This is a genomic window from Ramlibacter montanisoli (genome assembly GCF_013087525.1).
GTDB lineage: Bacteria > Pseudomonadota > Gammaproteobacteria > Burkholderiales > Burkholderiaceae_C > Ramlibacter > Ramlibacter montanisoli.
In genome coordinates this window covers 3,023,722-3,047,792 of the sequence record NZ_JABFCS010000001.1, presented here as the reverse complement: position 1 = coordinate 3,047,792, position 24,071 = coordinate 3,023,722, and the positions used below count along the sequence as shown (strand labels likewise).

The 24,071-nt window shown below is 69.4% G+C and carries 17 protein-coding genes, 1 tRNA gene and 5 pseudogenes; 16 read left to right on the top strand and 7 right to left on the bottom strand.

What is annotated here, in order from left to right; genetic code table 11:
* Nucleotides 1-22 precede the first annotated feature (22 nt).
* Both HK415_RS14970 and pdxA read left to right on the top strand, forming a co-directional pair.
* Entirely contained in the window at nt 23-781 is a 759-nt protein-coding gene (locus tag HK415_RS14970) for a Nif3-like dinuclear metal center hexameric protein (RefSeq protein WP_171560659.1), read from the top strand.
* On the top strand, nt 778-1,806 hold the full coding sequence (gene pdxA, locus HK415_RS14965) for a 4-hydroxythreonine-4-phosphate dehydrogenase PdxA (RefSeq protein ID WP_171560657.1): 1,029 nt from the start codon (nt 778-780) through the stop codon (nt 1,804-1,806). The genes HK415_RS14970 and pdxA overlap by 4 nt, the downstream gene beginning before the upstream one ends.
* Here the strand turns inward: pdxA and mscL are convergent.
* Complete coding sequence (mscL, locus tag HK415_RS14960; protein ID WP_171560654.1) at nt 1,803-2,246, bottom strand: large conductance mechanosensitive channel protein MscL; 444 nt, start codon at nt 2,244-2,246, stop codon at nt 1,803-1,805. The two genes, pdxA and mscL, sit on opposite strands and share 4 nt — an antisense overlap.
* Nucleotides 2,247-2,369: 123 nt before the next feature.
* Here mscL and petA point away from each other — a divergent pair.
* From petA to HK415_RS26065, 7 genes and pseudogenes are all read left to right on the top strand, one after another.
* Nucleotides 2,370-2,968: pseudogene (gene petA, locus HK415_RS14955) on the top strand (ubiquinol-cytochrome c reductase iron-sulfur subunit).
* A 5-nt stretch (nt 2,969-2,973) separates the two neighbouring features.
* A pseudogene (locus tag HK415_RS14950) lies at nt 2,974-4,384 on the top strand (cytochrome b).
* Between the two features lie 17 nt (nt 4,385-4,401).
* Entirely contained in the window at nt 4,402-5,160 is a 759-nt protein-coding gene (locus HK415_RS14945; RefSeq protein ID WP_171560651.1) for a cytochrome c1, read from the top strand.
* Between the two features lie 94 nt (nt 5,161-5,254).
* Nucleotides 5,255-5,866: a glutathione S-transferase N-terminal domain-containing protein gene (locus tag HK415_RS14940; RefSeq protein ID WP_061500777.1), complete on the top strand. Its 612-nt coding sequence runs from the start codon at nt 5,255-5,257 to the stop codon at nt 5,864-5,866.
* Between the two features lie 18 nt (nt 5,867-5,884).
* Nucleotides 5,885-6,388, top strand: coding sequence for a ClpXP protease specificity-enhancing factor (locus tag HK415_RS14935; protein ID WP_171560649.1), 504 nt, complete (start codon nt 5,885-5,887; stop codon nt 6,386-6,388).
* A gap of 41 nt (nt 6,389-6,429) precedes the next feature.
* A tRNA-Thr gene (locus HK415_RS14930) sits at nt 6,430-6,505 on the top strand.
* A 484-nt stretch (nt 6,506-6,989) separates the two neighbouring features.
* The gene (locus HK415_RS26065) at nt 6,990-8,825 is read left to right on the top strand and encodes a methyl-accepting chemotaxis protein (RefSeq protein ID WP_290427353.1); all 1,836 of its coding nucleotides are present in this window, start codon (nt 6,990-6,992) and stop codon (nt 8,823-8,825) included.
* On the opposite strand, the gene HK415_RS14920 is transcribed toward HK415_RS26065, so the two are convergent.
* On the bottom strand, nt 8,800-9,117 hold the full coding sequence (locus HK415_RS14920; protein WP_253261895.1) for a DciA family protein: 318 nt from the start codon (nt 9,115-9,117) through the stop codon (nt 8,800-8,802). The two genes, HK415_RS26065 and HK415_RS14920, sit on opposite strands and share 26 nt — an antisense overlap.
* 24 nt (nt 9,118-9,141) lie before the next feature.
* Between HK415_RS14920 and HK415_RS14915 the strand changes: the two genes are divergently transcribed.
* From HK415_RS14915 to cqsA, 3 genes are all read left to right on the top strand, one after another.
* Complete coding sequence (locus tag HK415_RS14915; protein ID WP_309246707.1) at nt 9,142-10,233, top strand: M23 family metallopeptidase; 1,092 nt, start codon at nt 9,142-9,144, stop codon at nt 10,231-10,233.
* Between the two features lie 70 nt (nt 10,234-10,303).
* On the top strand, nt 10,304-13,096 hold the full coding sequence (secA, locus tag HK415_RS14910; RefSeq protein WP_171560645.1) for a preprotein translocase subunit SecA: 2,793 nt from the start codon (nt 10,304-10,306) through the stop codon (nt 13,094-13,096).
* Nucleotides 13,097-13,226: 130 nt separating this feature from the next.
* Entirely contained in the window at nt 13,227-14,489 is a 1,263-nt protein-coding gene (gene cqsA / locus HK415_RS14905; RefSeq protein ID WP_171560642.1) for an alpha-hydroxyketone-type quorum-sensing autoinducer synthase, read from the top strand.
* Here the strand turns inward: cqsA and HK415_RS14900 are convergent.
* Both HK415_RS14900 and HK415_RS14895 read right to left on the bottom strand, forming a co-directional pair.
* The gene (locus tag HK415_RS14900; protein ID WP_171560639.1) at nt 14,486-15,394 is read right to left on the bottom strand and encodes a response regulator; all 909 of its coding nucleotides are present in this window, start codon (nt 15,392-15,394) and stop codon (nt 14,486-14,488) included. The genes cqsA and HK415_RS14900 overlap by 4 nt on opposite strands.
* An 89-nt stretch (nt 15,395-15,483) precedes the next feature.
* Nucleotides 15,484-16,809: a sensor histidine kinase gene (locus HK415_RS14895; RefSeq protein WP_171560637.1), complete on the bottom strand. Its 1,326-nt coding sequence runs from the start codon at nt 16,807-16,809 to the stop codon at nt 15,484-15,486.
* 376 nt (nt 16,810-17,185) lie between these two features.
* Here HK415_RS14895 and HK415_RS25265 point away from each other — a divergent pair, with 376 nt between their 5' ends.
* From HK415_RS25265 to HK415_RS14880, 3 genes and pseudogenes are all read left to right on the top strand, one after another.
* Entirely contained in the window at nt 17,186-17,533 is a 348-nt protein-coding gene (locus tag HK415_RS25265; RefSeq protein ID WP_309246706.1) for a LuxR C-terminal-related transcriptional regulator, read from the top strand.
* A gap of 415 nt (nt 17,534-17,948) precedes the next feature.
* Entirely contained in the window at nt 17,949-18,386 is a 438-nt protein-coding gene (locus tag HK415_RS14885; protein WP_171560635.1) for a hypothetical protein, read from the top strand.
* 133 nt (nt 18,387-18,519) lie between these two features.
* A pseudogene (locus HK415_RS14880) lies at nt 18,520-19,292 on the top strand (type III pantothenate kinase).
* A 42-nt stretch (nt 19,293-19,334) separates the two neighbouring features.
* On the opposite strand, the gene HK415_RS14875 reads toward HK415_RS14880, so the two are convergent.
* Both HK415_RS14875 and HK415_RS14870 read right to left on the bottom strand, forming a co-directional pair.
* On the bottom strand, nt 19,335-20,432 hold the full coding sequence (locus HK415_RS14875) for a M14 family metallopeptidase (protein ID WP_171560632.1): 1,098 nt from the start codon (nt 20,430-20,432) through the stop codon (nt 19,335-19,337).
* Nucleotides 20,429-21,624: pseudogene (locus tag HK415_RS14870) on the bottom strand (M20 aminoacylase family protein). The gene HK415_RS14875 and the pseudogene HK415_RS14870 overlap by 4 nt, the downstream one beginning before the upstream one ends.
* A 100-nt stretch (nt 21,625-21,724) precedes the next feature.
* Between HK415_RS14870 and argE the strand changes: the two are divergent.
* Nucleotides 21,725-22,894: an acetylornithine deacetylase gene (gene argE / locus HK415_RS14865; RefSeq protein WP_171560630.1), complete on the top strand. Its 1,170-nt coding sequence runs from the start codon at nt 21,725-21,727 to the stop codon at nt 22,892-22,894.
* Here argE and HK415_RS14860 read toward each other — a convergent pair.
* Nucleotides 22,891-24,020 (bottom strand): annotated as a pseudogene (locus HK415_RS14860) (ABC transporter substrate-binding protein). The gene argE and the pseudogene HK415_RS14860 overlap by 4 nt on opposite strands.
* Between the last annotated feature and the right edge of the window lie 51 nt (nt 24,021-24,071).

The window sequence follows — 24,071 nt, the reverse complement described above, 5'->3', positions numbered from 1 at the left end:
TCAACCCTGTGCCCCAATTCACATGACCTCTCGGCAAGACCTGCTGCAAGCCTTCGACACCCTGCTCGCGCCGGAGCGGTTCAAGGACTACGGCCCGAACGGGCTGCAGGTGGAGGGCCGCGAGCAGGTCCGCAGCATGGTGTCGGGCGTGACCGCCAGCCGCGCCCTGATCGAGGCGGCCATCGCCCGCAAGGCGGATGCCGTGTTCGTGCACCACGGCCTGTTCTGGCGCGGGCAGGACGGGCGCGTCACCGGCTGGATGAAGCAGCGCCTGGCGCTGCTGCTGGCGCACGACGTCAACCTGTTCGCCTACCACCTGCCGCTGGATGCGCACCCCGAGCTGGGCAACAACGCGCAGTTCGGCCGCCGGCTGGGCCTGCAGGCCGATACGCGCTTCGGCGAGCAGGAGCTGGGCTTCCTGGGCGGGCGCGCCGCCGGCCAGGCCTTCGCGGACAGCGAGGCGCTCGCCGCCCACGCGCGGCAGGTGCTGGGCCGGCCGGTCACCTGCGTGCCCGGTGCGCCGGGCGCGATCCGCCGCGTCGCCTGGTGCACCGGCGGTGCGCAGTCCTACTTCGAGGCGGCCATCGCCGCCGGCGCGCAGGCCTTCCTGACCGGCGAGATCTCGGAGCCGCAGGCGCACTACGCGCGCGAATGCGGCGTCACCTTCCTGGCCTGCGGGCACCACGCCACCGAGCGCTATGGCGCGCCGGCGGTGGCTGCACATGTCGCGCAGCAGCTGGGGATCGCGCACGAGTTCATCGACGTGGACAACCCCGCATGAAGCCCATTGCGATCACCATGGGCGATCCGGCCGGGATCGGGCCGGAAATCGTCGCCAGGGCTTATGCGCAGGCGCCGGAGCTGCTGCGCGGCACTTTCGTGGTGGGCGACGTGGCCTGCATGCGCCGCGGCGCGCAGGTCGCCGCGGGCGGACGGCCATCGCTGGCGGTGGCGCAGATCGAGGACATCGGCGAAGCGGCCGGCGTTCCGCCGCGCTGCATCCCGGTGCTGCAGTGCGCGCCGGCGGCGGGTGCCCTGCCGCCCCTGGGCCAGGTGAGCGCCGCGGCCGGGCGGCTCGCGGCCGACGCCGTGCTCTGGGCGGCCCAGGCGGCGCTGCGCGGCGAGATCGCCGGTCTGGTGACCGCGCCGCTGCACAAGGAGGCGCTGTCGGCCGCGGGCGTTCCCTTCCCCGGCCACACCGAGCTGCTGCAGGCGCAGGCCGCCATGCACGCCGGCGTCGCCGTGGAACAGATGCCGGTGCGCATGATGCTGGCCAACGACGAACTGCGCACGGTGCTGGTCAGCATCCACGTCTCGCTGCGCGAGGCGCTCGACGCGGTCACGCGCGAGCGCGTGCTGGAGACCCTGCGCATCACGGACCGCACGCTGTCGGCGCTGCTGCGACGGCGGCCCCGCATCGCGGTCGCCGGACTGAACCCGCACGCGGGCGAGGGCGGCCTGTTCGGGCGGGAGGAGCTGGACGTGATCGTGCCGGCCATGCAGGCGGCGGCGCAGGACGGGCTGGACCTGCATGGCCCCTACGCCCCCGACACCGTGTTCATGCGCGCCCGCCGCGGCGAATTCGACGTGGTCGTTGCCATGTACCACGACCAGGGCCTGATCCCCGTGAAGTACCTCGGGGTGGAGAAGGGCGTGAACGTGACGCTGGGGCTGCCGCTGGTGCGCACCAGCCCGGACCACGGCACGGCCTTCGACATCGCCGGCAAAGGGCTGGCGGATGCCTCCAGCCTGCTCGAGGCCGTGCGGATGGCGCGGACGCTGTCCGCGCCGTCCGCCCAGGCCTAGCGTGCGATGCGCAGGCTGTCGCGGATCTCCCGCAGCAGCATCACGTCTTCCGGCGGCGGCGCCGGTTCCGCGGCCTGGGCCGGGGTCTCGGCGTTCATGCGGCGCAGCCGGTTGACCTGCTTGACCATCAGGAAGATCACGAAGGCCAGGATCACGAAGTTGATGGCCACGGTGACGAAGTTGCCCCAGGCCAGCACCGGGACGCCCGCCTTCTTCAGGGCGTCCAGCGTCAGGGCCGTGCCCGCCGGCACCTCGCCCAGCACGATGAACATGCTGGAGAAATCCAGCTTGCCGATGATCCGGCTGATGATGGGCATCACCACGTCGGCCACCAGCGAGTCGACGATCTTGGCGAAGGCCGCGCCGATGATGACGCCGACCGCCAGATCGACGACATTGCCCTTGACGGCGAATTCGCGGAATTCGTGCAGCAGTTTCATGGGACCCCTCCGGTTGGAAGCGCGAGTATGCGCGAGGGTGGCGTCAGTTTGAAGTAGTAGGGCGAAACGAGCCGCTACAATCGCGGGTTGACCCTCAACAACGAGAGATCCTCGAGGACCCCCATGAGCAACTCCACGGTGGACGCCAGCAAGCGGACCTGGCTGATCGCGTCCGGTTGCGCAGGCGCGGTGGGAGCGGGCTTTGTCGCCGTTCCCTTCGTCGCCAGCTTCCAGCCCTCCGAACGCGCCAAGGCTGCCGGCGCCCCCGTCGAAGTCGACATCTCGGCGCTCCAGCCCGGTCAGAAGATGACCGTGGAATGGCGCGGCAAGCCGGTGTGGATCATGCGCCGCACCCCGAGCAGCTCGCGGCCCTGCCCAAGATCGACGGCCAGCTGGCCGACCCGAAGTCGGAGCGCAAGGCCTACCCCACGCCCGACTACGCGCTGAACACCCACCGCTCGATCAAGCCCGAAGTCTTCGTCGCGGTGGGCATCTGCTCGCACCTGGGCTGCTCGCCCACCGACAAGCTCGCCGCCGGCCCGCAGCCCTCGCTGCCGGACGACTGGCAGGGCGGCTTCCTGTGCCCCTGCCACGGTTCGACCTTCGACCTGGCCGGCCGCGTCTACAAGAACGTGCCCGCGCCGGACAACCTCGAGGTGCCGCCGCACATGTACCTGTCGGACACGCGCCTGCTGATCGGCGAAGACAAGAAGAGTGCCTGATTCCCATGGCTGAATTCAAGGAAATCTCCCCGAACGCCAGCGCTGGCGCCAAGCTGACCAACTGGTTCGAGAACCGTTTCCCGACGGCTTTCGACGCCTACAAGGTCCACATGTCGGAGTACTACGCTCCGAAGAACTTCAACTTCTGGTACTTCTTCGGCTCGCTGGCGCTGCTGGTGCTGGTGCTGCAGATCGTCACCGGCATCTTCCTGACGATGCACTACAAGCCGGACGCGAACCTCGCCTTCGCCTCGGTCGAGTACATCATGCGCGACGTGCCCTGGGGCTGGCTGATCCGCTACATGCACTCCACGGGTGCTTCCGCCTTCTTCGTGGTGGTGTACCTGCACATGTTCAAGGCCATGATCTACGGCAGCTACCGCAAGCCGCGCGAGCTGGTCTGGATCTTCGGCTGCGCCATCTTCCTGATGCTGATGGCCGAGGCCTTCTTCGGCTACCTGCTGCCCTGGGGCCAGATGTCCTACTGGGGCGCCCAGGTGATCGTGAACCTGTTCGCCGCCGTTCCCTTCGTGGGCCCGGACCTGGCGCTGCTGATCCGCGGCGACTACGTGGTGTCCGACGCCACGCTGAACCGCTTCTTCAGCTTCCACGTGATCGCGATCCCGCTGGTGCTGCTCGGCCTGGTGGTGGCGCACCTGTTCTCGCTGCACGACGTGGGTTCCAACAACCCCGACGGCATCGATATCAAGGCCAAGGACTACCCGAAGGACGCCCACGGCCACTCGGTGGACGGCATCCCCTTCCACCCGTACTACAGCGTGCACGACATGGTCGGCGTCGCCGTCTTCCTGATGGTGTTCAGCGCGATCATCTCTTTTCGCGCCGGAACTGGGCGGCTACTTCCTGGAGTACAACAACTTCATCCCGGCCGACCCGCTGAAGACGCCGCCGCACATCGCGCCGGTCTGGTACTTCACGCCCTTCTACTCGATGCTGCGCGCCACCACCGACTTCATGGTCGACGTGTTCTGCGTGCTCACCGCCCTGGCCGCGCTGTTCGCGGTATGGAAGCTGCGCCTGTCCTTCGTGACCAAGGTGGCCGTGGTGGTCGGCGCGCTGGTCGCCATCGTGCTGCTCAAGACCTTCGACGCCAAGTTCTGGGGCGTGGTGGTGATGGGCGGCGCGGTCGTGATCCTGTTCTTCCTGCCCTGGCTGGACAAGAGCCCGGTGCGCTCGATCCGCTACCGTCCGGGCTGGCACAAGTGGATGTACGGCGTGTTCGTGGTCTTCTTCGTGGTGCTCGGCTACCTGGGCATCCAGCCGCCGTCGCCGGCCTTCACGCTGATGGCGCAGATCGGCACCGTGTTCTACCTCGGCTTCTTCCTGCTGATGCCGTGGTGGAGCCGCATGGGCGAGTTCAAGCCCGTGCCCCAGCGCATCACCTTCGCGCATTGACAGGCGGAGCTCGCAGAATGAAAAAACTGATCCTCACCGTGATGCTGGCGCTCGGCGTGGCCGCGGGCGCGCAGGCCGCGGGCGGCAACGAGATCGCCTGGGACAAGGCGCCCAGCCGCACCAACGACCTGCCGGCGCTGCAGAACGGCGCCAAGCTGTTCGTCAACTACTGCCTGAACTGCCACTCCGCGGCCTTCATGCGCTTCAACCGCCTGCAGGACATCGGCATCTCCGAGCAGCAGATCAAGGACAACCTGCTGACGGTGTCCGCCAAGGTGGGCGACAACATGGTGGCCCCGCTCGATCCCAAGGAAGCCAAGGAATGGTTCGGCGGCGTGCCGCCGGACCTGACGCTGATCGCGCGCTCGCGCTCCGGCCACGGCGGCACGGGCGCGGACTACCTTTACACGTACATGCGTACGTTCTACCGGGACGCCGAGCGTCCCACCGGCTGGAACAATCTCGCCTTCCCGAACGTCGGCATGCCGCACGTTTTCTGGGAACTGCAGGGCGAGCGCGAGCCGCAGTTCGGCACCGAGAAGGCGCACGGCCAGGACGTGAAGGTCTTCAAGGGCTGGAAGCAGGTGTCCCCGGGCACCATGACGCCGCTGCAGTACGACGAAGCCGTGGGCGACCTGGTCGGCTACCTGCAGTGGATGGCCGAGCCGGTGCAGAACCAGCGCGTGCGCATCGGCGCGTGGGTGCTGCTGTTCCTCGGCATCCTGCTGGTCATCGTCTGGAGGCTCAACGCGGCCTTCTGGAAAAACGTTCACTAGGGGCGCGCGCGGCCTTCACCGGCGCGCGCGTGCTTCGATGTAGAGTGGGCTGCTTCGCGCACCCACTCTTTTTGGTTTTTAAAGGACTTTCAAAATGATGGTGCTGTATTCGGGAACCACCTGCCCCTTCTCCCATCGCTGCCGCTTCGTGCTGTTCGAGAAGGGCATGGACTTCGAGATCCGTGACGTCGACCTGTACAACAAGCCGGAAGACATCAACGTGATGAACCCGTACGGCCAGGTTCCCATCCTGGTCGAGCGCGACCTCATCCTGTACGAGTCGAACATCATCAACGAGTACATCGACGAGCGCTTCCCGCATCCGCAGCTGATGCCTGGCGACCCGGTCGACCGCGCGCGCGTGCGCCTGTTCCTGCTGAACTTCGAGAAGGAACTGTTCGTGCACGTCTCCACGCTGGAGTCGCGCGCCGCCAAGTCCAACGAGAAGGCGCTGGAGAAGGCCCGCTCGCACATCCGCGACCGCCTCACGCAGCTGGCGCCCGTGTTCCTGAAGAACAAGTACATGCTGGGCGAGAACTTCTCGATGCTCGACGTGGCGATCGCGCCGCTGCTCTGGCGCCTGGACTACTACGGCATCGAGCTGTCGAAGAACGCCGCCCCGCTGCTGAAGTATGCTGAGCGCATCTTCTCGCGTCCGGCCTACATCGAAGCGCTGACGCCTTCGGAAAAGGTGATGCGGAAGTAATCGTTTTCCGCAGGACCGATGAACGCACTGGAATCCACCTCCACCCGCCCCTACCTGATCCGGGCGCTGTACGAATGGTGCACCGACAACGGCTTCACGCCCTACGTCGCGGTGCTGGTGGACGACTCCGTGCAGGTGCCGCGCGAGTACGTGAAGAACGGCGAGATCGTGCTGAACATCAGCTACGACGCGACCAGTTCGCTCAAGCTCGGGAACGACTTCATCGAGTTCAAGGCCCGCTTCGCCGGCACGGCGCGCGAGATCATGGTCCCGGTCAGCCGCGTGATCGCGATCTACGCGCGCGAGAACGGCCAGGGCATGGCCTTCCCGGTGCCGGTGCCCGGCGCCGTGGAAGACGCCACGCCGTCCAAGCCTTCGCCCCTGTCGAGCGTGCCCGCCGCGCCCGCCGATGGCGATGGCAAGGTGGTGCAGCTGGTCCCGGAAGAGGGCGGCAAGCCGCCGGAACACGAGCCACCCAAGCCGCCGAGCGGCCCGCGTCCCGCGCTCAAGCGCGTCAAGTGATGCATTGCGGCACTGGCCCGCAATCCCCGAGAATCCCCGTTGCCGGTTTAGCTCAGTTGGTAGAGCAACCGCCTTGTAAGCGGTAGGTCGTCCGTTCGATTCGGACAACCGGCACCACGCCCCCACGCCTGTCGTCATCGCGCTGCGCCTTGTGGCGCGCACCCTACAGGTGTCTGCCGGACGCCCGCATCCGCGCGCGTTGCCGTGATGGTGCGCGTCGCCCCACCACCGTGCGGCAGGCCCCATCCATCACGGCATCGCCGCCGCCCATCGCAGCCGCCGCACCACGCCGGAGCTTCGTCGCCATGCGGGGATTCCGCGCTGTCGCGGACGGGATCACGTGCCCCTTGATTCGTCAGCAGGTGTAACCAAGACTCGGAGGTTTCGCCCCTCACGACGCCATGCTGAACGACTTCTCCCTGAGCCTTTCGCGCAAGTTCCTCCTCCTGGCCTTCCTCGGCACGCTGCTGTTCGCGCTGCCTTTCGGCTTCTACGCCCGGCAGACGCTGCAGGACCTGCGGCAGGTGCAGCACAAGGAGGCCGGGGTGGCGCCGGCGCTGCAGGTGCTGCGCATCGTGCAGCTGACGCAGCAGCACCGGGGTTGTTCAACGCGGGGCTTGCCACGCAACGCGCGGCCAAGCAGTCGGAAGCGGATGCAGCGTACGCCGGCACCGCCGCGGCGTTCGCCGACGCGCCTGCCGGACCGGTGCGGGATGCGTGGAAGGGCATCGCCTCGGAGTGGTCGTCGATCACGAAGGAGATTGCGTCAGGCGCGCTGCCGCAGCGCGAGAGCTTCGCGCGGCACACGGCGCTGGTCGACCGCGCGCTGGCGCTGGTGGTCCTGGCCAGCGAGAGCCACGGGCTCGCCTACGAGAGTGCGCCCGAGGCCCACCACCTGGTGAAGCTGTCGCTGGTCGAGCTGCCGCACCTGACGGAAGTGCTGGGCCGGGCCCGCGCGCTCGGTGCGGCCTGCCTGGGCCCGGCGCAAGCGAACTGCGCGGGGCCCACGCAGGTCGCGGCGCTGGCGCAGACCGCGCGGCTGCTGCGCACGTCGGCCCTGTCCTCGCTGGCCAAGGTGGACTCCTGGAACGGCGGCGCGCAGGCCAAGGAAGGCGCCGCGGCACTGGCCGCCCTGGCCCGCGTCGACGAGGCGCTGGCGGCGATCGAGCGCGACGTGCTCGGCACCTCGGCGGCTGCCGCGGACCCCGCGCTGTACTTCGGCGTGATGACGGGGGTGATCGACGCCCAGTTCGCGGTGCAGGCACGCGCAGGCGAGGCCCTGCAGCAGCTGTTCCGCGCGCGCATGACGCAGCAGCGCGTGCACCTGGCCCAGATGCTGGCCGGCATGCTGCTGGCCGCGGCGCTGGCGATCGCGGCGGGCGTGGCCATCGCCCGTTCGATCTCCCGGCGCATCCGCGTCGCCGTGCACCTGGCCGAGCGGGTCGCGGACGGCGACCTCACCGTGCAGCTGCAGGCCGAGGGCGGCGACGAGATCGCGCAGCTGCAGCGCGCGCTGGCCGGGATGGTGGAGCGGCTGCGCGCGCTGCTGGCCGAGGTCACGCGCGGCGCGCGCCAGGTGTCGGACTCCAGCGGCCAGATCGCGCAGGGCAACGTGGACCTCTCGCAGCGCACCGAGGAACAGGCCAGCACCCTGGAGGAGACGGCCAGCTCGATGGAGGAACTGACGGCCACCGTTTCGCAGAATGCCGAGAACGCGCGCGCCGCGAGCGAGCTCGCGCGCACGGCATCCGACGTCGCGGGCAAGGGCGCGGCGGTCGTCGGCGGCGTGGTCGCGACCATGGGCGCGATCTCGTCCTCGTCCGCGCGCATCCAGGAGATCACCTCGGTGATCGACGGCATCGCCTTCCAGACCAACATCCTCGCCCTGAATGCCGCCGTCGAGGCGGCGCGCGCGGGGGCGCATGGGCGCGGCTTCGCCGTCGTGGCCTCCGAGGTGCGGGTGCTCGCGCAGCGCAGCGCCGAGGCGGCGCGGGAGATCAAGGGACTGATCGCCGCGTCCTCGGGCGACGTGCGCACCGGCCGCGAACAGGTGGCCGCCGCCGGCGACACCATCGCCGAACTGCGCCGCTCGGTCGACGACGTCGCCGCGCTGGTGGCGGAGATCGCGGCGGCCAGCCGCGAGCAGAGCACCGGCATCGAGCAGGTGAACGTCGCCATGGTGCAGATGGACCAGGTGGTGCAGCAGAACGCGGCGCTGGTGGAGGAGGCCGCCGCCGCGACCGAGTCCATGAAGGAGGAGGCGGCCTCGCTGCTGCGCACCGTGTCGCGCTTCCGGCTCGAGGCGCAGGGGCCCGCGCTGCTGCCCGTGCCGGACAACCGGCTGCGCGTCGCGGACCGGCGGCAGCTCCGCGACGACCGGTGTCAACCGCCGGGACAGGCGGGACCGCGGCTTACGTCTTGTGGCTTCCCAGCTTGAGGCGGATGGAAGTAACCTCCCAACCGTGGCTGCAGAGCTTTTGCTGCAATAAAGGTAGCAACTGACGAAGCTTCGCAGCCGCCGCCGCGCTGTCGACCAGAAGGCACCAGGTGGTCCCCTCGATGGGCCCCGGCCGGATGGAAGCACGCAGTGGCGCAGGGATGGACGACTCGATCGCCCGCAGGCGTTCACCGGATTCGCGCACCAGCTGCGCCAGCCGGGCGAAGGTCGGCGATTCCTCGGCGGCCTCGTGCAGGAGGACCGGGTGATGGCGGCGGGTCGGTGAGGACAACGGGACGGAAGAGGGGGTTGGGAAGTGCATTTCATTATCACGGATGCCTGGCTGGCCAAGAGCCGCGCGGTCCACCTGAGCGGCACCAAGCTCGTGCTTGCGCTGGTGACGCTCTCGCTGGTTCTGATGCTGATGGCCGCCGGCCTGTACCACTGGGTCTTCCTCAAGGGCGCGCGGGAGCGCTGGCCGGTGGTAGGCACCCTGGTGCGCTTCGTGGTGCAGGACGAGTTCGAGCAACGTGACCGCTTCATGCGCGAGAACCTGGATGCCATGGCCCGCAAGCTGGGCGAGATGCAGGCCAAGATGCAGCAGCTGGAAGCCCTGGGCGAGCGCGTCGGCGGGCTGGCCGGCGTGAATTCCAACGAGATCAAGGTCGCCGGCATCGCCGGCCGGGGCGGCGTGCTGGTGGAAGGCCGTTCGCTGACGCTGCAGGAACTGCAGGCGACGCTGAACGACCTGGAGCAGCTCACCGGCGAGCGCACCGACCTGCTGACGGTGATGGAATCGCGCCTGATCGACCAGCGCCTGAAGAAGATGATGGTGCCCACGCAGAACCCGATCCACGCAGGGCACGTGGGCTCGCCCTTCGGCTGGCGCATCGACCCCTTCACCGGCCGCTCCGCCCTGCACACCGGGCTGGACTTCCAGGCCGAACCCGGCACCCCCATCCTGTCCGCCGCCGGCGGCGTGGTGGTCGCCTCCGAACTGCACGCCGCCTACGGCAACATGGTCGAGGTCGACCATGGCAACAACCTGATCACCCGCTATGCCCACGCCTCGCGCCTGCTGGTGAAGAAGGGCGACCTGGTCAAGCGCGGCCAGAAGCTGGCCCTGGTGGGCAGCACCGGCCGCTCCACCGGCCCGCACCTGCACTTCGAGGTGCTGGTGCAGGGCGTGCCGCAGGACCCCGGCGCTTCCTGGCCGCCAACAGCCAGACCGTGGCCGAACTGGCCGACGCGCGAGCGCGGCCGCGCTGAGGCGGATTCCCCGGCAAAGGGCCCCGCGACGCGGGGCCTTTTTCGTGGAACCCGCGCGGCGGCCTGCACAGTTAAAATCCCCGGTTTGGCCGCCCCTGCCTTCGTGACCTTGCGAAAGGCGCGTCGCGGCTCCACCTGATCCAGCTGAACAACAAAAGGACTGCGCTGTCCGACCGGCTCCGCGCCGGCCCGAGACGACAACCGCGCCCATGGCCACGAACTTCCTGACCAAAATCTTCGGCTCCCGCAACGACCGCCTGCTCAAGCAGTACCGCCGGGTCGTCGAGGACATCAACGCCCTCGAGGGCCAGCTGGAAAAGCTGTCCGACGAGGAACTGCGCGGCAAGACGCAGGAGTTCAAGCAGCGCCTCGCCAAGGGCGAGACCGTCGACGACCTGATGGTCGAAGCCTTCGCCGTGGTGCGCGAAGGCTCCAAGCGCGTCATGAAGATGCGCCACTTCGACGTGCAGCTGATGGGCGGCATGGCGCTGCACCAGGGCAAGATCGCCGAGATGCGCACCGGCGAGGGCAAGACCCTCACCGCCACGCTGCCGGTCTACCTGAACGCGCTCTCGGGCAAGGGCGTGCACGTCGTGACGGTCAACGACTACCTGGCCAACCGCGACGCGCAGTGGATGGGCAAGCTGTACAACTTCCTGGGCATGACGGTCGGCGTGAACCTGCCGAACATGCCGCGCGAGGAAAAACAGCGCGCCTACGGTTCCGACATCACCTACGGCACCAACAACGAGTACGGCTTCGACTACCTGCGCGACAACATGGTGTACGAGGTCGCCGACCGCGTGCAGCGCGGCCTGAACTACGCCATCGTCGACGAGGTGGACTCGATCCTGATCGACGAGGCCCGCACGCCGCTGATCATCAGCGGCCAGGCCGAGGACCACACGGACATGTACCTTGCGATCCGCAAGGTGGTCCCGCTGCTCACCAAGCAGGAGGGCGAGGCCGACCCGCGCACCGGCGAGGGCGTCACCAAGCCGGGCGATTTCACCGTGGACGAGAAGACGCACCAGGTCTTCCTCACCGAACAGGGCCACGAGAACGCCGAGCGCATCCTGTCCAACCTGGGCCTGATCCCCGAAGGCGCGACGCTGTACGACCCGGCGAACATCGCGCTGATGCACCACCTGAACGCGGCGCTGCGCGCGCAGCACCTGTACCACCGCGACCAGCACTACGTGGTGCAGGAAGGCGAGATCGTCATCGTCGACGAGTTCACCGGCCGCCTGATGTCGGGCCGGCGCTGGAGCGACGGCCTGCACCAGGCCGTGGAAGCCAAGGAAGGCGTGGGCATCCAGCCCGAGAACCAGACGCTGGCCTCGATCACCTTCCAGAACTACTTCCGCCTGTACGGCAAGCTCGCCGGCATGACCGGCACGGCCGACACCGAGGCCTACGAGTTCCAGGAGATCTACGGCCTGGAGACGGTGGTGATCCCGCCGAACAAGCCGAGCCGGCGCGACGACCAGCTCGATCGCGTGTACAAGACCACGCGCGAGAAGTACGAGGCGGCGATCCAGGACATCCGCGAGTGCTACGAGCGCGGCCAGCCGGTGCTGGTGGGCACCACCTCGATCGAGAACTCCGAGATCATCGACGGGCTGCTGCAGAAGGAAGACCTGCCGCACCAGGTGCTCAACGCCAAGCAGCACGCGCGCGAAGCCGACATCGTGGCGCAGGCCGGCCGGCCGAAGATGATCACCATCGCCACCAACATGGCGGGCCGCGGCACCGACATCGTGCTGGGCGGCAACGTGGAAAAGGCGGTCGAGGCGCTGGAGGCGGACGAGACGCTGGATGCCGGCACCAAGCAGTCGCGCGCCGCGGAACTGCGCGCGCAATGGCAGAAGGACCACGAGCGGGTCGTGAGCCTGGGCGGCCTGCGCATCATCGCCACCGAACGGCACGAGTCGCGCCGCATCGACAACCAGCTGCGCGGACGCTCCGGCCGCCAGGGCGACCCGGGCTCCTCGCGCTTCTACCTGTCGCTGGACGACCCGCTGATGCGCATCTTCGCGGGCGACCGCGTGCGCGCCATCATGGAGCGGCTGAAGATGCCCGATGGCGAGGCCATCGAGGCCGGCATCGTCACCCGCTCGATCGAGAGCGCGCAGCGCAAGGTCGAAGGCCGCAACTTCGACATCCGCAAGCAGCTGCTGGAGTACGACGACGTCGCCAACGACCAGCGCAAGGTGATCTACCAGCAGCGCAACGACATCCTGGACGCCCAGCACCTGAGCGCCCAGATCGCCTCGCTGCGCGAGGGCTGCTTCACCGACCTGGTGCACCAGTACGTGCCGCCGGAATCGGTGGAGGAGCAGTGGGACCTGCCGGGCCTGGAGAAGGCGCTGGCCGACGACTGGGGCATCGAGCTGCCCATCAAGCAGCATGTGGAGGCCGCCACGGCCATCGGCGAGGAGGACATCGTCGAGATGGTGGTGAAGGCCGCCAACGAGGCCTTCGAGGCCAAGGTGGCGCAGATCGGCGAGGAGAACTTCACCCACTTCGAGCGCATGGTGCTGCTGCAGGGCATCGACTCGCACTGGCGCGAGCACCTGGCCGCGCTGGACTACCTGCGCCAGGGCATCCACTTGCGCGGCTACGCGCAGAAGCAGCCCAAGCAGGAATACAAGCGGGAAGCCTTCGAGCTGTTCGGCCAGATGCTGGACGCGGTCAAGAACGAGGTCACCCGCGTGCTGATGACCGTGCGCCTGCAGTCCGCCGAGCAGGTCGAGCAGGCCGCCGAGGACATGGAGGACCGCGCCGAGCGCATCGCCAACGTCACCTACACCGCGCCCACGGACAGCGGCGAGGTGCAGAGCACGCTGGACGAGAGCACGGCGCGCGACCAGCGCCCCCTCGGCGCCACGGCGCTCGCCGCGGCTGCCGCTGCCGCCGCCATGCCGCGCGTGGGCCGCAACGACCCCTGCCCCTGCGGCAGCGGCAAGAAGTTCAAGCACTGCCATGGGCAGCTGTCCTGAAGCTTCCGCTTAAGCCATTTCCCTAAGGATGAGGCACTTGGTGTAAGTCCCCCTGTCAGGTCTGACAGGGGTGGCGATGCCTGGACGGAACAACTTCTCTTCAATGGTCTCCTCTTGTGAGGAGTTGTCCATGGAAGTCGTTGCCAAGAACATCACGAAGGGCGCCGCCAGCGCGCCGAAACCAACCGAACCGGGGCTGTCGCAACACTTGCGCGCCCGCATCGAGCGCGAATTCCGCGCGCGCTTCGAAAACGAGTGGGGACGGCGCTTCGTCACCCACGGCAGCGTGCCGGGGCCGGACGCGGTGCGCCTCGACGGCAACGACTACCTGGCCGTCACCGGGCACGAGGCGATCGTCGCAGCACAGGTCGCGGCCCTGCGCAGCAACACCGACTTCGTCGTGCAGTCGGGCGTGTTCCAGCTGGACGGAAGCCCGCACGCGGCGCTCGAGTCGCTGCTGGCCGGCTTCGTCGGCAAGCAGGGCGCGCTGCTGTGCCAGTCGGGTTACACCGCGAACCTCGGCCTGATCCAGGTGGTCGCCGACCCGCAGACCCCGGTGTACGTCGACAGCCTCGCGCACATGTCCCTGTGGGAAGGCGTGCGCGCCGCCGGTGCCACCGCGCATCCCTTCCGCCACAACGACCCGGGGCACTTCGCGAAGATGGCGGCGCGCCATGGGCCCGGCTTGCTGATCGTCGATTCGGTGTACAGCACGACCGGCGCGCTGTGCCCCCTGCAGGCGATGGTCGAGGCGGCCGAGGCGCACGGCTGCATGGTGCTGGTGGACGAATCGCATTCGCTCGGCACGCACGGCCCGCAGGGCCGCGGCCTGTGCGCGCAGCTGGGGCTCTCGCACCGCGTCCACTTCATCACCGCCAGCCTGGCCAAGGCCTTCGCCGGGCGCGCGGGCTTCTTCACCATGCCCGACGAACTGCGGCACTACCTGATGTGCCACAGCTACCCCAGCGTGTTCAGCTCGTGCCTGCTGCCGCACGAGATCGCGGGGCTGGTGGCGACGCTGGACGTGGTGCGCGACAGCGACGACGCGCGCTTGCGGCTGCGGCGCAACACCGTGCGCCTGCGCGCGTCGCTGGCCGAGGCCGGCTACCCGATCCAGCATGGCAGCGAACAGATCATCTCGCTGGAAGCCGGCCCCGAGGCCGACACGCTGGCCCTGCGCGATGCGCTGGAACAGCGCGGCGTGGTCGGGGCGGTGTTCTGCGCGCCCGCCACCAGCCGCAACCGGGCGATGGTGCGGCTGACGCTCAACGCAGGCCTGACCGATGCGGAGCTGGGCCACGTGGAAGCGGTCGCGCGCGAGCTCGCGCCGGTGGTGAAGCCCTGGGACTGGGGCATCGCGCGCCGGCTGCGGGGCGCCGGCGCAGCCGCCTAGTCCTGCACGTGCCGCTTGGGCTGGCGCGCCAGCCAGCGGCTGTAGCTGTTCTCCGGGTCGGGCCCGTTGCGTGTTTCGACCGCGAAGACGGCGCCCAGCAGGCCGCCCGGCTCGCCGACGGCGAAGGCATTCATCAGCGAGACCGGGTGGCTGGAGGACAGCGCCTGGCGCAGCTCGATGTCGGCCAGCCGCGTGCCGGCGCGGATCTCCTCCAGGTCGGCCCCGGCGACGCCCGCCAGCTCGGCGAGTTCGGCCAGCGCCTGCAGTCCCTGGCGGGTTTCCAGCTGCAGCCACGCCACCTTGCCCGCGGCATCCATGCCCAGCACGCCGAAGGGCGCGCCGATCACCACGTGTTCCACCCAGTGCTTCAGGCAGAAGTTGGTCAGCCACGCATCCACGCCCGGATTGCGCAGCAGCGCGCTCTGCTCCTGGGTGAGCGTGCTGCGCCACATCTGCGCATGGCGCGCGTGCGAGCTGAACAGCAGGTGCTCCACCGCCTCGATCAGGCGGCGCGAGATGTCCTGCGTCTGCTTGGGGATGAACTGGTCGATCAGGCCGCGGTTGAAGGCGCGCACCGCCACCTGCTCGTCGGCCTGGCCGGTGAGCAGCACGCGCGCACCCGGCCAGTCGGCGAGCTCGGAGAGCACCTGCAGGCCGTCCATGCCGGGCATGGAGAAGTCCACCACGCACACGCGCGACAGCGCGTAGCGCTCCGTGTAGCGCGACCAGTAGGCCAGGATCTGAGGGATCAGCGGCTTGCCCTCGCGCCACAGGCCGATCAGCTGCTGCTGGTTCCAGGCGTCGGCCTCCCAGAAGGGCGGCTCCTGCAGCAGGTGGGAGATGCAGTCGGTGGGGCGCAGGAACAGCCGCAGGTGCCAGTGGCGTGGCAGCACCAGCGCCAGCATTTCGAGGTAGTCCGGGTCGTCGTCGAGGAAGACGACGGTGCCGGGCCGGTGGAACAGGGGAAGGTCATGTCGTGTGCCGGCGCATTCTCTCAGGCGGCCGGCAGTTCGATGGTGAACACCGCACCCTGGTGCGGTGTGGACTTGACCCGGATGGAGCCGTGCGCCGCCTGCACCACGCGCTGGCAGAAGGCCAGCCCGAGGCCGTGGCCGGTGCCGCGGTCGGTGGAGAAGAAGGGCTGGAAGATGCGCTTGCGCAGTTCCGCGTCCATGCCCACGCCGTTGTCGGTGAACACGATGCGCCCGCGCGCGCCCTGCGCGCCCACCTCGATCAGCAGGTCGCCCGCCACCGGCGCGGACGAGGCGGCGGCCAGCGAGCGCAGCGCGTTCTTGGTCAGGTTGTCGACCACCTGCGCGAACATCTGGCGCGAGCCCAGGAAGTGGAAGTCGTGGTACACGCGCACCGTCACGGCCTGGCGCTCGCGCGAGTTGCGGTAGGGGAAGTCGTTCACGGCGGCGCGCACCAGTTCGGCAGCCGAGATGCGCTCGCGCGCGCCGGCCAGCCGCATCAGGCGCGCGTTGGTGATCTGCATGTCGATCTGGTGGTTCATGTTGCGCACCAGGTGGTTCAGGCGGTGCCCCAGCTGCTGCAGGCGCTCGCCGCTTTCGCCGCCGTGCTGCGGCGCCTCGTTGCGCACCGCCTCGGCGATCAGCTGCATGGTCGCCAGCGGCGTGCGCAGTTCATGCGCCATGATCCCCATCGTGCCCAGCGTGTAATTGAGCTGCTCGCGCCGCAGGTTGGACGAGGACAGGCCCAGGATCAGCCCCATGGACCAGCAGAAGCCCAGGACGACCGCGTTGGCGGCGCCGGTTTCGAAGCCGATCGGCGGGGCCTGCGGGCCGATGGCCTGGAACATCAGCCAGGCCACCAGCAGGCCGCTGGCCGAGCCCACGGTGGCCAGGCGCCAGTCGGTCAGGTGGTAGTAGATCAGCAGCATCGCGCCCATGCTGGCCAGCCAGACCGGGTTGCCGCCGTTGCAGAAATACATCCAGGAGAAGAACCAGGGCAGCGTGATCCAGAAGACCGCCGAGAAGATCAGGGCGGAGCCCCGGCTCGGGGGACGCGGTGACCCCGGGATCACCAGCAGGCTGAGGCCCAGCATCGCCATCAGCAGGCGCAGGAACAGGTCCTCGTGCGGCTGCGGCAGCCACAGCTCCCACACCGCCCAGAACAGCGGGTGCCCCAGCATGGTGGTGAAGCCGAGGGCGCGGATGCGCCATTGCGAGGGATGCAGCACGGGCTCCACGAGGGGCCGCAGCACGGCGTCCGACGCCCAATGCCGCACGCGCTGCGTGGTCGTTTCCAGCATCGCGCGCGGTGGCGTGGAATAGGTGGCCCGCTGCAAGTCCTCGCTCATGGGAGATGGTCTTAAGGTGATATTGTCACAGCCCAGCGGTGATACGAACGGCGAGGCATGGGGATCCCTGTTAACTTTGACAGTGTCAGCCTGGACGGGATCCTCAGCGACTGGGTGGCGGCCCTGCGCGAGTTCTCCGTGGAGGCCGTGGTCGTCCTCGGGCCGGATCCCTTCGGCGGCAGCGACGACCGCCAGGTCGTGGCCGTCCACCCCCGCTGGTCTCCGAAGCCGCGACCGCCCTGGCCGACAGCCGGGACTTCGGCGCCCGCTGGCGCGATTCGGACGCCCCCTGGTCGCCTGGCAGACGATCTCCAAGTCCGACCCCGAGCGCACCAGCCGCTGGCGGCTGCTCTGGCTGGCCCACGGCTACCAGACCGTGGTGCGGGTGGAGTTCTCCCTGCCGGCCGGCCGCGCCTTCGAATGCTTCATGTTCAGCCCGCGCGAGCTGACCGACCGCACCGAGGCGGCGCTGCTCGCCTGGTCGGCCCTGAACATCTGGCCGCTGGTGAAGCGCTCGATCGCCAACGCCCGCTCCAGGCTGAGCCCGCGGGAGCGGGAGTGCCTGGAACTGGCCTTCCAGGGCAAGACTGCGCGGGAGACCGCGCTGGAACTCCAGTGCACCGAGCGCACCGTCAACTACCACCTGGCCAACGCCATGAACAAGCTGAAGGTGGACAACAAGATGGCGGCGATCCAACGGGCCTGCTGGCTGGGCGCCATCTAGCGCTTGGGGCCCGGGGGCGCGGGTTTACCATTGCGCCCATGCGCGACCATTCCGACGAAGACCGCACGGCATCGCTGATGACGCCGGCCAAGCTGGCCCAGCTCAAGATGCGTCCGGCCGCGGCGGCATCGCCGGACGCGTGGCTGAACCAGATGGCGGCCGACGCGGGCAGCGGGCACGTGCGCCGCCTGCTGGACCTGTGCAAGCAGATCGAAGCGCAGGTGCGCGAGCCCGACGTGCGCGGCGTGGCCGGCGCCAGCGAGGCGCTGCACGAACACCTGGACAAGCTGGACCTGTCGATGCTGGAGCGCAAGGGCCTGCTGGCCCGCGTCACCGGCAAGGGCAGGAGGCCGCCGCCGGATTCGCGTCGCACCACGAGCGCACCACGCACGCCGCCGAAGACCTCGCCGACGAGGTGCGCGAGCTGCAGCGCAAGCAGCAGTCGCTGGGCGCGGCGGCCGAGCGCAGCGCGCTGGAGTTCGACGTGGAGATCCGCGCGATCGAGAAGATCATGGAGCAGGGTGCGCGCTGGCTGCAGGACATGCGCAACCAGCTCAAGGCGCGCACGGCGGCCGGCGGCGATGCCGCGGCCCAGGACCAGATCCGCCAGGACAACGAGCGCTGCGAGCTGCTGGTGGAGCGCCTGAAGCTGCTGCGCGCCGCCAACTCCGCGGCCCAGGATGCTTCCGAGCGCTGCCGCGGCGTCGCCAAGCGCCGCGCCGCGCTCATGGAGACCTTGCAGCGGCTGCTCGATTCCGACCTGAAGGGCGCCCGGCAGAAGCTGGCCGCGGTCGCCGAACAGGGGCCGCGCCCGAAGGGCTGGACGCGGCACGCCGCGCCCGCAAGGAGCTGATGTCGGCGCTGCAGCAGGTGGGACACGACTGCGCCTCGCTCAGGACGCAGGAGCAGGCGGCCGGCGACATGCTGGCCGGCCTGCAGGTTTCGCTCCAGGCCGCCGCTTGAGGCCGCGGCCCACCGGCAGCTCCATGACCTTCCTGGCCGTCGACGTCGGCAACACGCGCCTGAAGTGGGCGCTCTATCCCTCTCCGGCGGTCGACGCCCAGCCGATCGCCACCGGCGCCGAATTCCTGGAGAACATCGACAAGCTGGCCGACGGCGAGTGGGCGGGCCTGCAGGCGCCCGAGCGCATGCTGGGTTGCTGCGTGGCCGGCGACGCGGTCAAGCGCCGCGTCGAGGAGCAGATGGAGGAGCTCTGGGTCGTGCCCGCGCACTGGGTCGTGGCCAGCGCCGCCGAGGCCGGGGTGATCAACGGCTCGACCATCCGACCCGGCTCGGCGCCGACCGCTGGGTGGCCATGATCGGCGCGCGCCACCGCATGCTGGCGCAGGGGCCGCAGCGGCCGATGGTGGTGGTGATGGTGGGCACCGCCGTCACCGTGGAAGCGGTGGACGGCCACGGCCGCTTCCTCGGCGGCTTCATCCTGCCCGGGCACGGCATCATGCTGCGCGCGCTGGAAAGCGGCACCGCGGGGCTGCACGTGCCCACCGGCGAAGTGCGCGAATTCCCCACCAACACCAGCGATGCGCTCACCAGCGGCGGCACCTTCGCGATCTCGGGCGCCATCGAACGCATGGTGCAGCACGTGCGGCATCGCTGCGGCGCGGAGCCCGCCTGCTACATGACGGGCGGCGCGGGCTGGAAGATGGCACCGCACATGTCGGTGCACTTCGAGCTGCTGGAAAGCCTGATCTTCGACGGCCTGCTGGTGATCGCGCAGTCGCGCGCGCTGGCGGCCTGAGCTTGCGCCGTCATCCCCGCGCAGGCGGGGACCCAGGGCGTCTCAGCCGGCCAGCCCGTCCACCGCCTGGAACAGCGCCTCGCGCGCCTGCGCCAGGATCTGCTCGCGCCACGCGTCGCTGTCCGTGTAGAACGCTTCCATCATGTCGCGGCGGATGCCCTCGGCCACGTCCGCCGGCGCATCGGGATGCGCGGCCAGCCACTGCGCGCCGCGCAGCGCCTGGAAGACCTGCAGCACCGGCAGCGTGCCGTATTCCAGCGCCATGCCGGTGTACTCGGCCTGCGGGCACTCCTCGTAGATGGAAGTCCACATCAGGCCGGTGAGGAAGGCGGAGCTGGAAGAGCCGTCGTAGATGGAGGTGACCGGCGTGCGGCCGCCGCCACCCCACCACTGCCGGGCCCGCGCGGTCGCCGCCGCGTCCTCGCGGCCGGCGTAGATGCGCTCGCCCACGCCGTTGGGGCCCAGGCCGGTGTGGATGTCGATCCAGGCGATGCGCGCGGCGCGCCGGCCGTGGATGCCGAGGGTTTCGCGCAGGGCGAGGTTGCTCCAGGCCGGCGCCTTGCCGCCGTAGAACAGGCCGTCGGCGAACTCGTACTGCCCGCGCGAGATCGCCGCCTGGTAGGCCTTTTCGCCGTGGCGTTCGATGTAGGCCGCGATCGCCTGCGCGTTCTGCTCCGTGGGCGGCCATTCCGGCGGCACCAGCAGCGGGTGCAGCTCGCGGTACTCCGCGTTCACCGGCAGCGGCCTGGAGAAGTCGTGGAAGTTGCGGTTCAGGTCCACGCCCTCGTGCGTCGTGCGGCGCACGTGCGAGAAGCCGTAGGGATTCAGCGCGTGGATGTACAGCACCGCCACGCCGCGCTCGGCGGCATGGGCGCGCCACTGGGCATCGCGCAGCGCCGCCACCTGCACGCCGCTGCCGCAGAAGCCCTCGACTCCGTGGCAGGCGCTGCTGACGATCAGCAGCTTCGAGGCACTGGGATGGCCGTCGCGGGCGACGTCCATGGCCAGGGGCTCGCCCTGCAGGCCGGGCAGCGGATGCGGCCTGCCTTCCACCCGCAGGCCGGCATCCGCCGCCGCGGCGAGGAACTTCTGGCGCGCCTGCGCGTAGTCCCCGGAAAAAGCGTCGCGCGCCCCGCTCATGCGCGGGCCGTGGCGAGCCACTCCTCGGCCAGCCGCACCCAGTAGGTGGCGCCCAGCGGGATCAGGTCGTCGTTGAAGTCGTAGCTGGGGTTGTGCAGCATGCAGGGGCCGGCGCCGTGGCCCATCTCGCGGTGGCTGCCGTCGCCGTTGGCGATGAAGCAGTACGCGCCCGGCTTGGCCTGCAGCATGAAGGCGAAGTCCTCGGCGCCCATGGTCGGTTCCTGCACCTGCACGTTCGCCTCGCCGACGATGGAGGCCATCACCTTGCGCGCGAACTCCGCCTCGGCGGGGAGTTCACCGTGGCCGGGTAGTTGCGCTGGAACGCGAACTCGCAGGTGGCGTCGTGGGCCGCGCTCACGTGCTCGGCGATCTTCTTCATGCGCGCCTCGATCATGTCCTGCACTTCGGCGCGGAAGGTGCGCACCGTGCCCTGCAGCTCGCAGCTGTCGGGGATCACGTTGGTGGCCTCGCCCGAATGGATCATGGTGACCGACACCACGCCGGCGTCCACCGGCTTGATGTTGCGGCTGACGATGGTCTGGAAGGCCTGCACCATCTGGCAGGCGATCGGGACCGGGTCCGTGCCCAGGTGCGGCATCGCGCCGTGGCCGCCCTTGCCGTGGATGGTGACCTTGAATTCGGCGGTGGAGGCCATCACCGGCCCGGGGCTGACGGCGAAGCGGCCGACCTGGGTGCCCGGCCAGTTGTGCATGCCGAACACGGCCTCCATCGGGAACTTCTCGAACAGGCCGTCCTTGATCATCTCGCGGGCGCCGCCGCCGCCTTCCTCGGCCGGCTGGAAGATCAGGTACACGGTGCCGTCGAAATGGCGGTTCTTCGCGAAGTGGCGGGCCGCGGCCAGCAGCATCGCGGTGTGGCCGTCGTGGCCGCAGGCGTGCATCTTGCCGGCGTGCTTGCTGGCATGCGCGAAGGTGTTGAATTCCTGCATGGGCAGGGCGTCCATGTCGGCGCGCAGGCCGACGGCGCGGGAGGAGCTGCCGTTCTTGACGATGCCGACCACGCCGGTGCCGCCCAGGCCGCGGTGCACGGGAATGCCCCACTCGGTGAGCTTGGCGGCGACCAGGTCGGCGGTGCGCACTTCCTGGAAGCAGAGTTCGGGATGGGCGTGGATGTCGCGGCGCAGCGCCACGATGGACGCGGCTTCGGTGACGATGGAGTCCAGGAGCTTCATGGGGAGTTGGGGGTCCTGCTGGGGAGCCCGCCAGTCTAGCGAGGCGCCCGTCCTGTGCCTATGAGGGGTAATCCGGGAAGTTTCGCGGAGAATGGGGCGCATGGCTGTACCCACCCCCGCACCCCGCGCGCTGGAGTTCGCGCGCACCCTGGTCGGCTTCAACACCGTCAGCGCCAACTCCAATCTCGCGCTCATCCACTGCATCCGCGACGAGCTGGCCCGGCTGGGCGTGAAGTCCCGGCTGAGCTACAACGCCGAGCGCACCAAGGCCAACCTGTTCGCCACCCTGGGCGAGGGCAAGCCGGCCGGGATCATCCTGTCCGGGCACACGGACACCGTGCCCTGGGACGGCCAGGACTGGTCGGTCGACCCGCTGGGCGCCGTGGTGCGCGACGGGCGGCTGTATGGCCGGGGCTCGGCCGACATGAAGGGCTTCATCGCCACCGCCGTCGCCCATGCGGAGCGCTTCCTCAACAGCAAGGCGCCCTTCGCGATCCACCTGGCCTTCAGCTACGAGGAGGAGATCGGCTGCTTCGGCGTGAAGGAACTGATCGCCGACATGCGCGAGGCCGGGATCGCGCCGCTGGCCTGCATCGTCGGCGAGCCCACCAGCATGGTGCCGGCCATCGCCCACAAGGGCGTGTACCGCTACCGCTGCTGCGTGCGCGGCAAGGAGGCGCATTCCTCGCTCACGCCGCACTCGGTCAACGCGATCGAGCTGGCGGCGCGCGTGGTCGGCCGCGTGCGCGACATGGCCGAAGGCTTCGAGCGCGAGGAGCCGCGCTACGAGGGCTTCGACGTTCCCTTCTCCACCGCCAGCGTGGGCCAGTTCCACGGCGGCATCGCCGACAACGTGGTGCCGCGCGACGCGGAGTTCCGCTACGAGTTCCGCGACCTGCCCACGGCCGACGCCCGCCGGATGCAGGAGCAGGTGGTGGCCTATGCGCGTTCGCTCGAGCCGGCGATGCAGCAGGTGGCGCCCGACACGGGCTTTCGCTTCGAGACGATCTGCGAGATCCCCAGCTTCCTCGGCTCCGCCGAGGACGACGTCACCCGGCTGGCCATGCGGCTGGCCGGCGAGCAGCGCACGACGCAGGTGGCCTTCGGCACCGAGGCGGGCCTGTTCAAGAACGCCGGGATCCGCACCGTGGTGTGCGGCCCCGGCAGCATCGCCCAGGCGCACCAGCCGGATGAATACGTGAGCCTGGAACAGCTGGCGCGCTGCCAGGCCTTCATGGAAGGACTGGCCGAAGTGCGCAGCCTCGCCTAGATCCGGACGCGGCCGTCGGCCGTCAGCATCGACAGCTCGACGAACCTGGACGCCACGTGGTCGCTCGTGGAGAACGACACGTTGAAGCCGCCGAAGGATTCGTCGCCCATCGTCTCCATGCCGGCGATGAAGGTGTCGCGGCTGATCCGGGCCGGGCCGCGGCGCAGGCCCTCGGCCAGCACCTTGGCGGCCAGGTAGCCCTCCATGCTGGAGAAGTTCACCTGGTAGTCGGGGCCGGCCTTCTTCGCGGCGTCGCTGAATTCGCGCGTGATCGCGCGGGCCGCGTTGTACGGCGAGGGCATCACCTGCGAGACGACCACGCCGGCGGCGTCCTTGCCCAGTTCATCGGCCAGCGCCTGCGTGCCGACGAAGGACACGTTGAAGAAGGTGCCGCCGAAACCGGCCGCGCGCGCCGCGCGGATGAAGGCCGCGCAGGCCTTGTAGGCGCCGATCTGCACGATCGCATCGGGCATGGCGGGCACCAGGGTCTTGACCGCCGGCGCCACCACCACCGAGTTGCGTTCCACCGTCGCGAGCGCGACCGGCTTCATGTTGCGCGCCTTCAGCGCCAGCTCCACGCCGTCGAGGCCGGCCTTGCCGTAGGCGTCGTTCTGGTAGAAGACCGCGATCTTCTGCAGCCCCAGGGAAGTGAGCTGCTTGACGATCAGCTCGGTCTCGTCGTTGTACGAGGCGCGGATGTGGAAGGCGTAGCGGTTGAAGGGCTGGCGCAGGCCCATGGCGCCGGTGAAAGGCGCGAAGAAGGGCACCCGCGACGCGGTGGCGAGCGGCAGCGCGGCCAGGCTGGTCGGCGTGCCGATGTAGCCGAACAGGGCCAGCGGGTCCTCGGTGATCAGCTTGCGGGTGTTCTCCGCGCAGCGATCCGGCTCGTAGCCGTCGTCCAGCTTCACCAGCTCGATGGGACGGCGATGCACGCCCCTTGCGCATTGAGCTGGTTGAAATAGAGCTTCGCGCCCTGGTGGAACTGGATCCCCAGCTGCGCCGCGGGACCGCTGAAGGCGGCCGACTGGGCCAGCAGGATGCGGTCGCCCTGCGCGCGCAGGGCGGGGGCGGCAACCAGGGCCGCGGCGGAAGCCACGGCGCGGGTGAAGGTGCGTCGGTTGAGCATGGAACGATTCTCCCGGAGCAGAGCTTGCTGTTGGCTGTCGCACCATCGGCC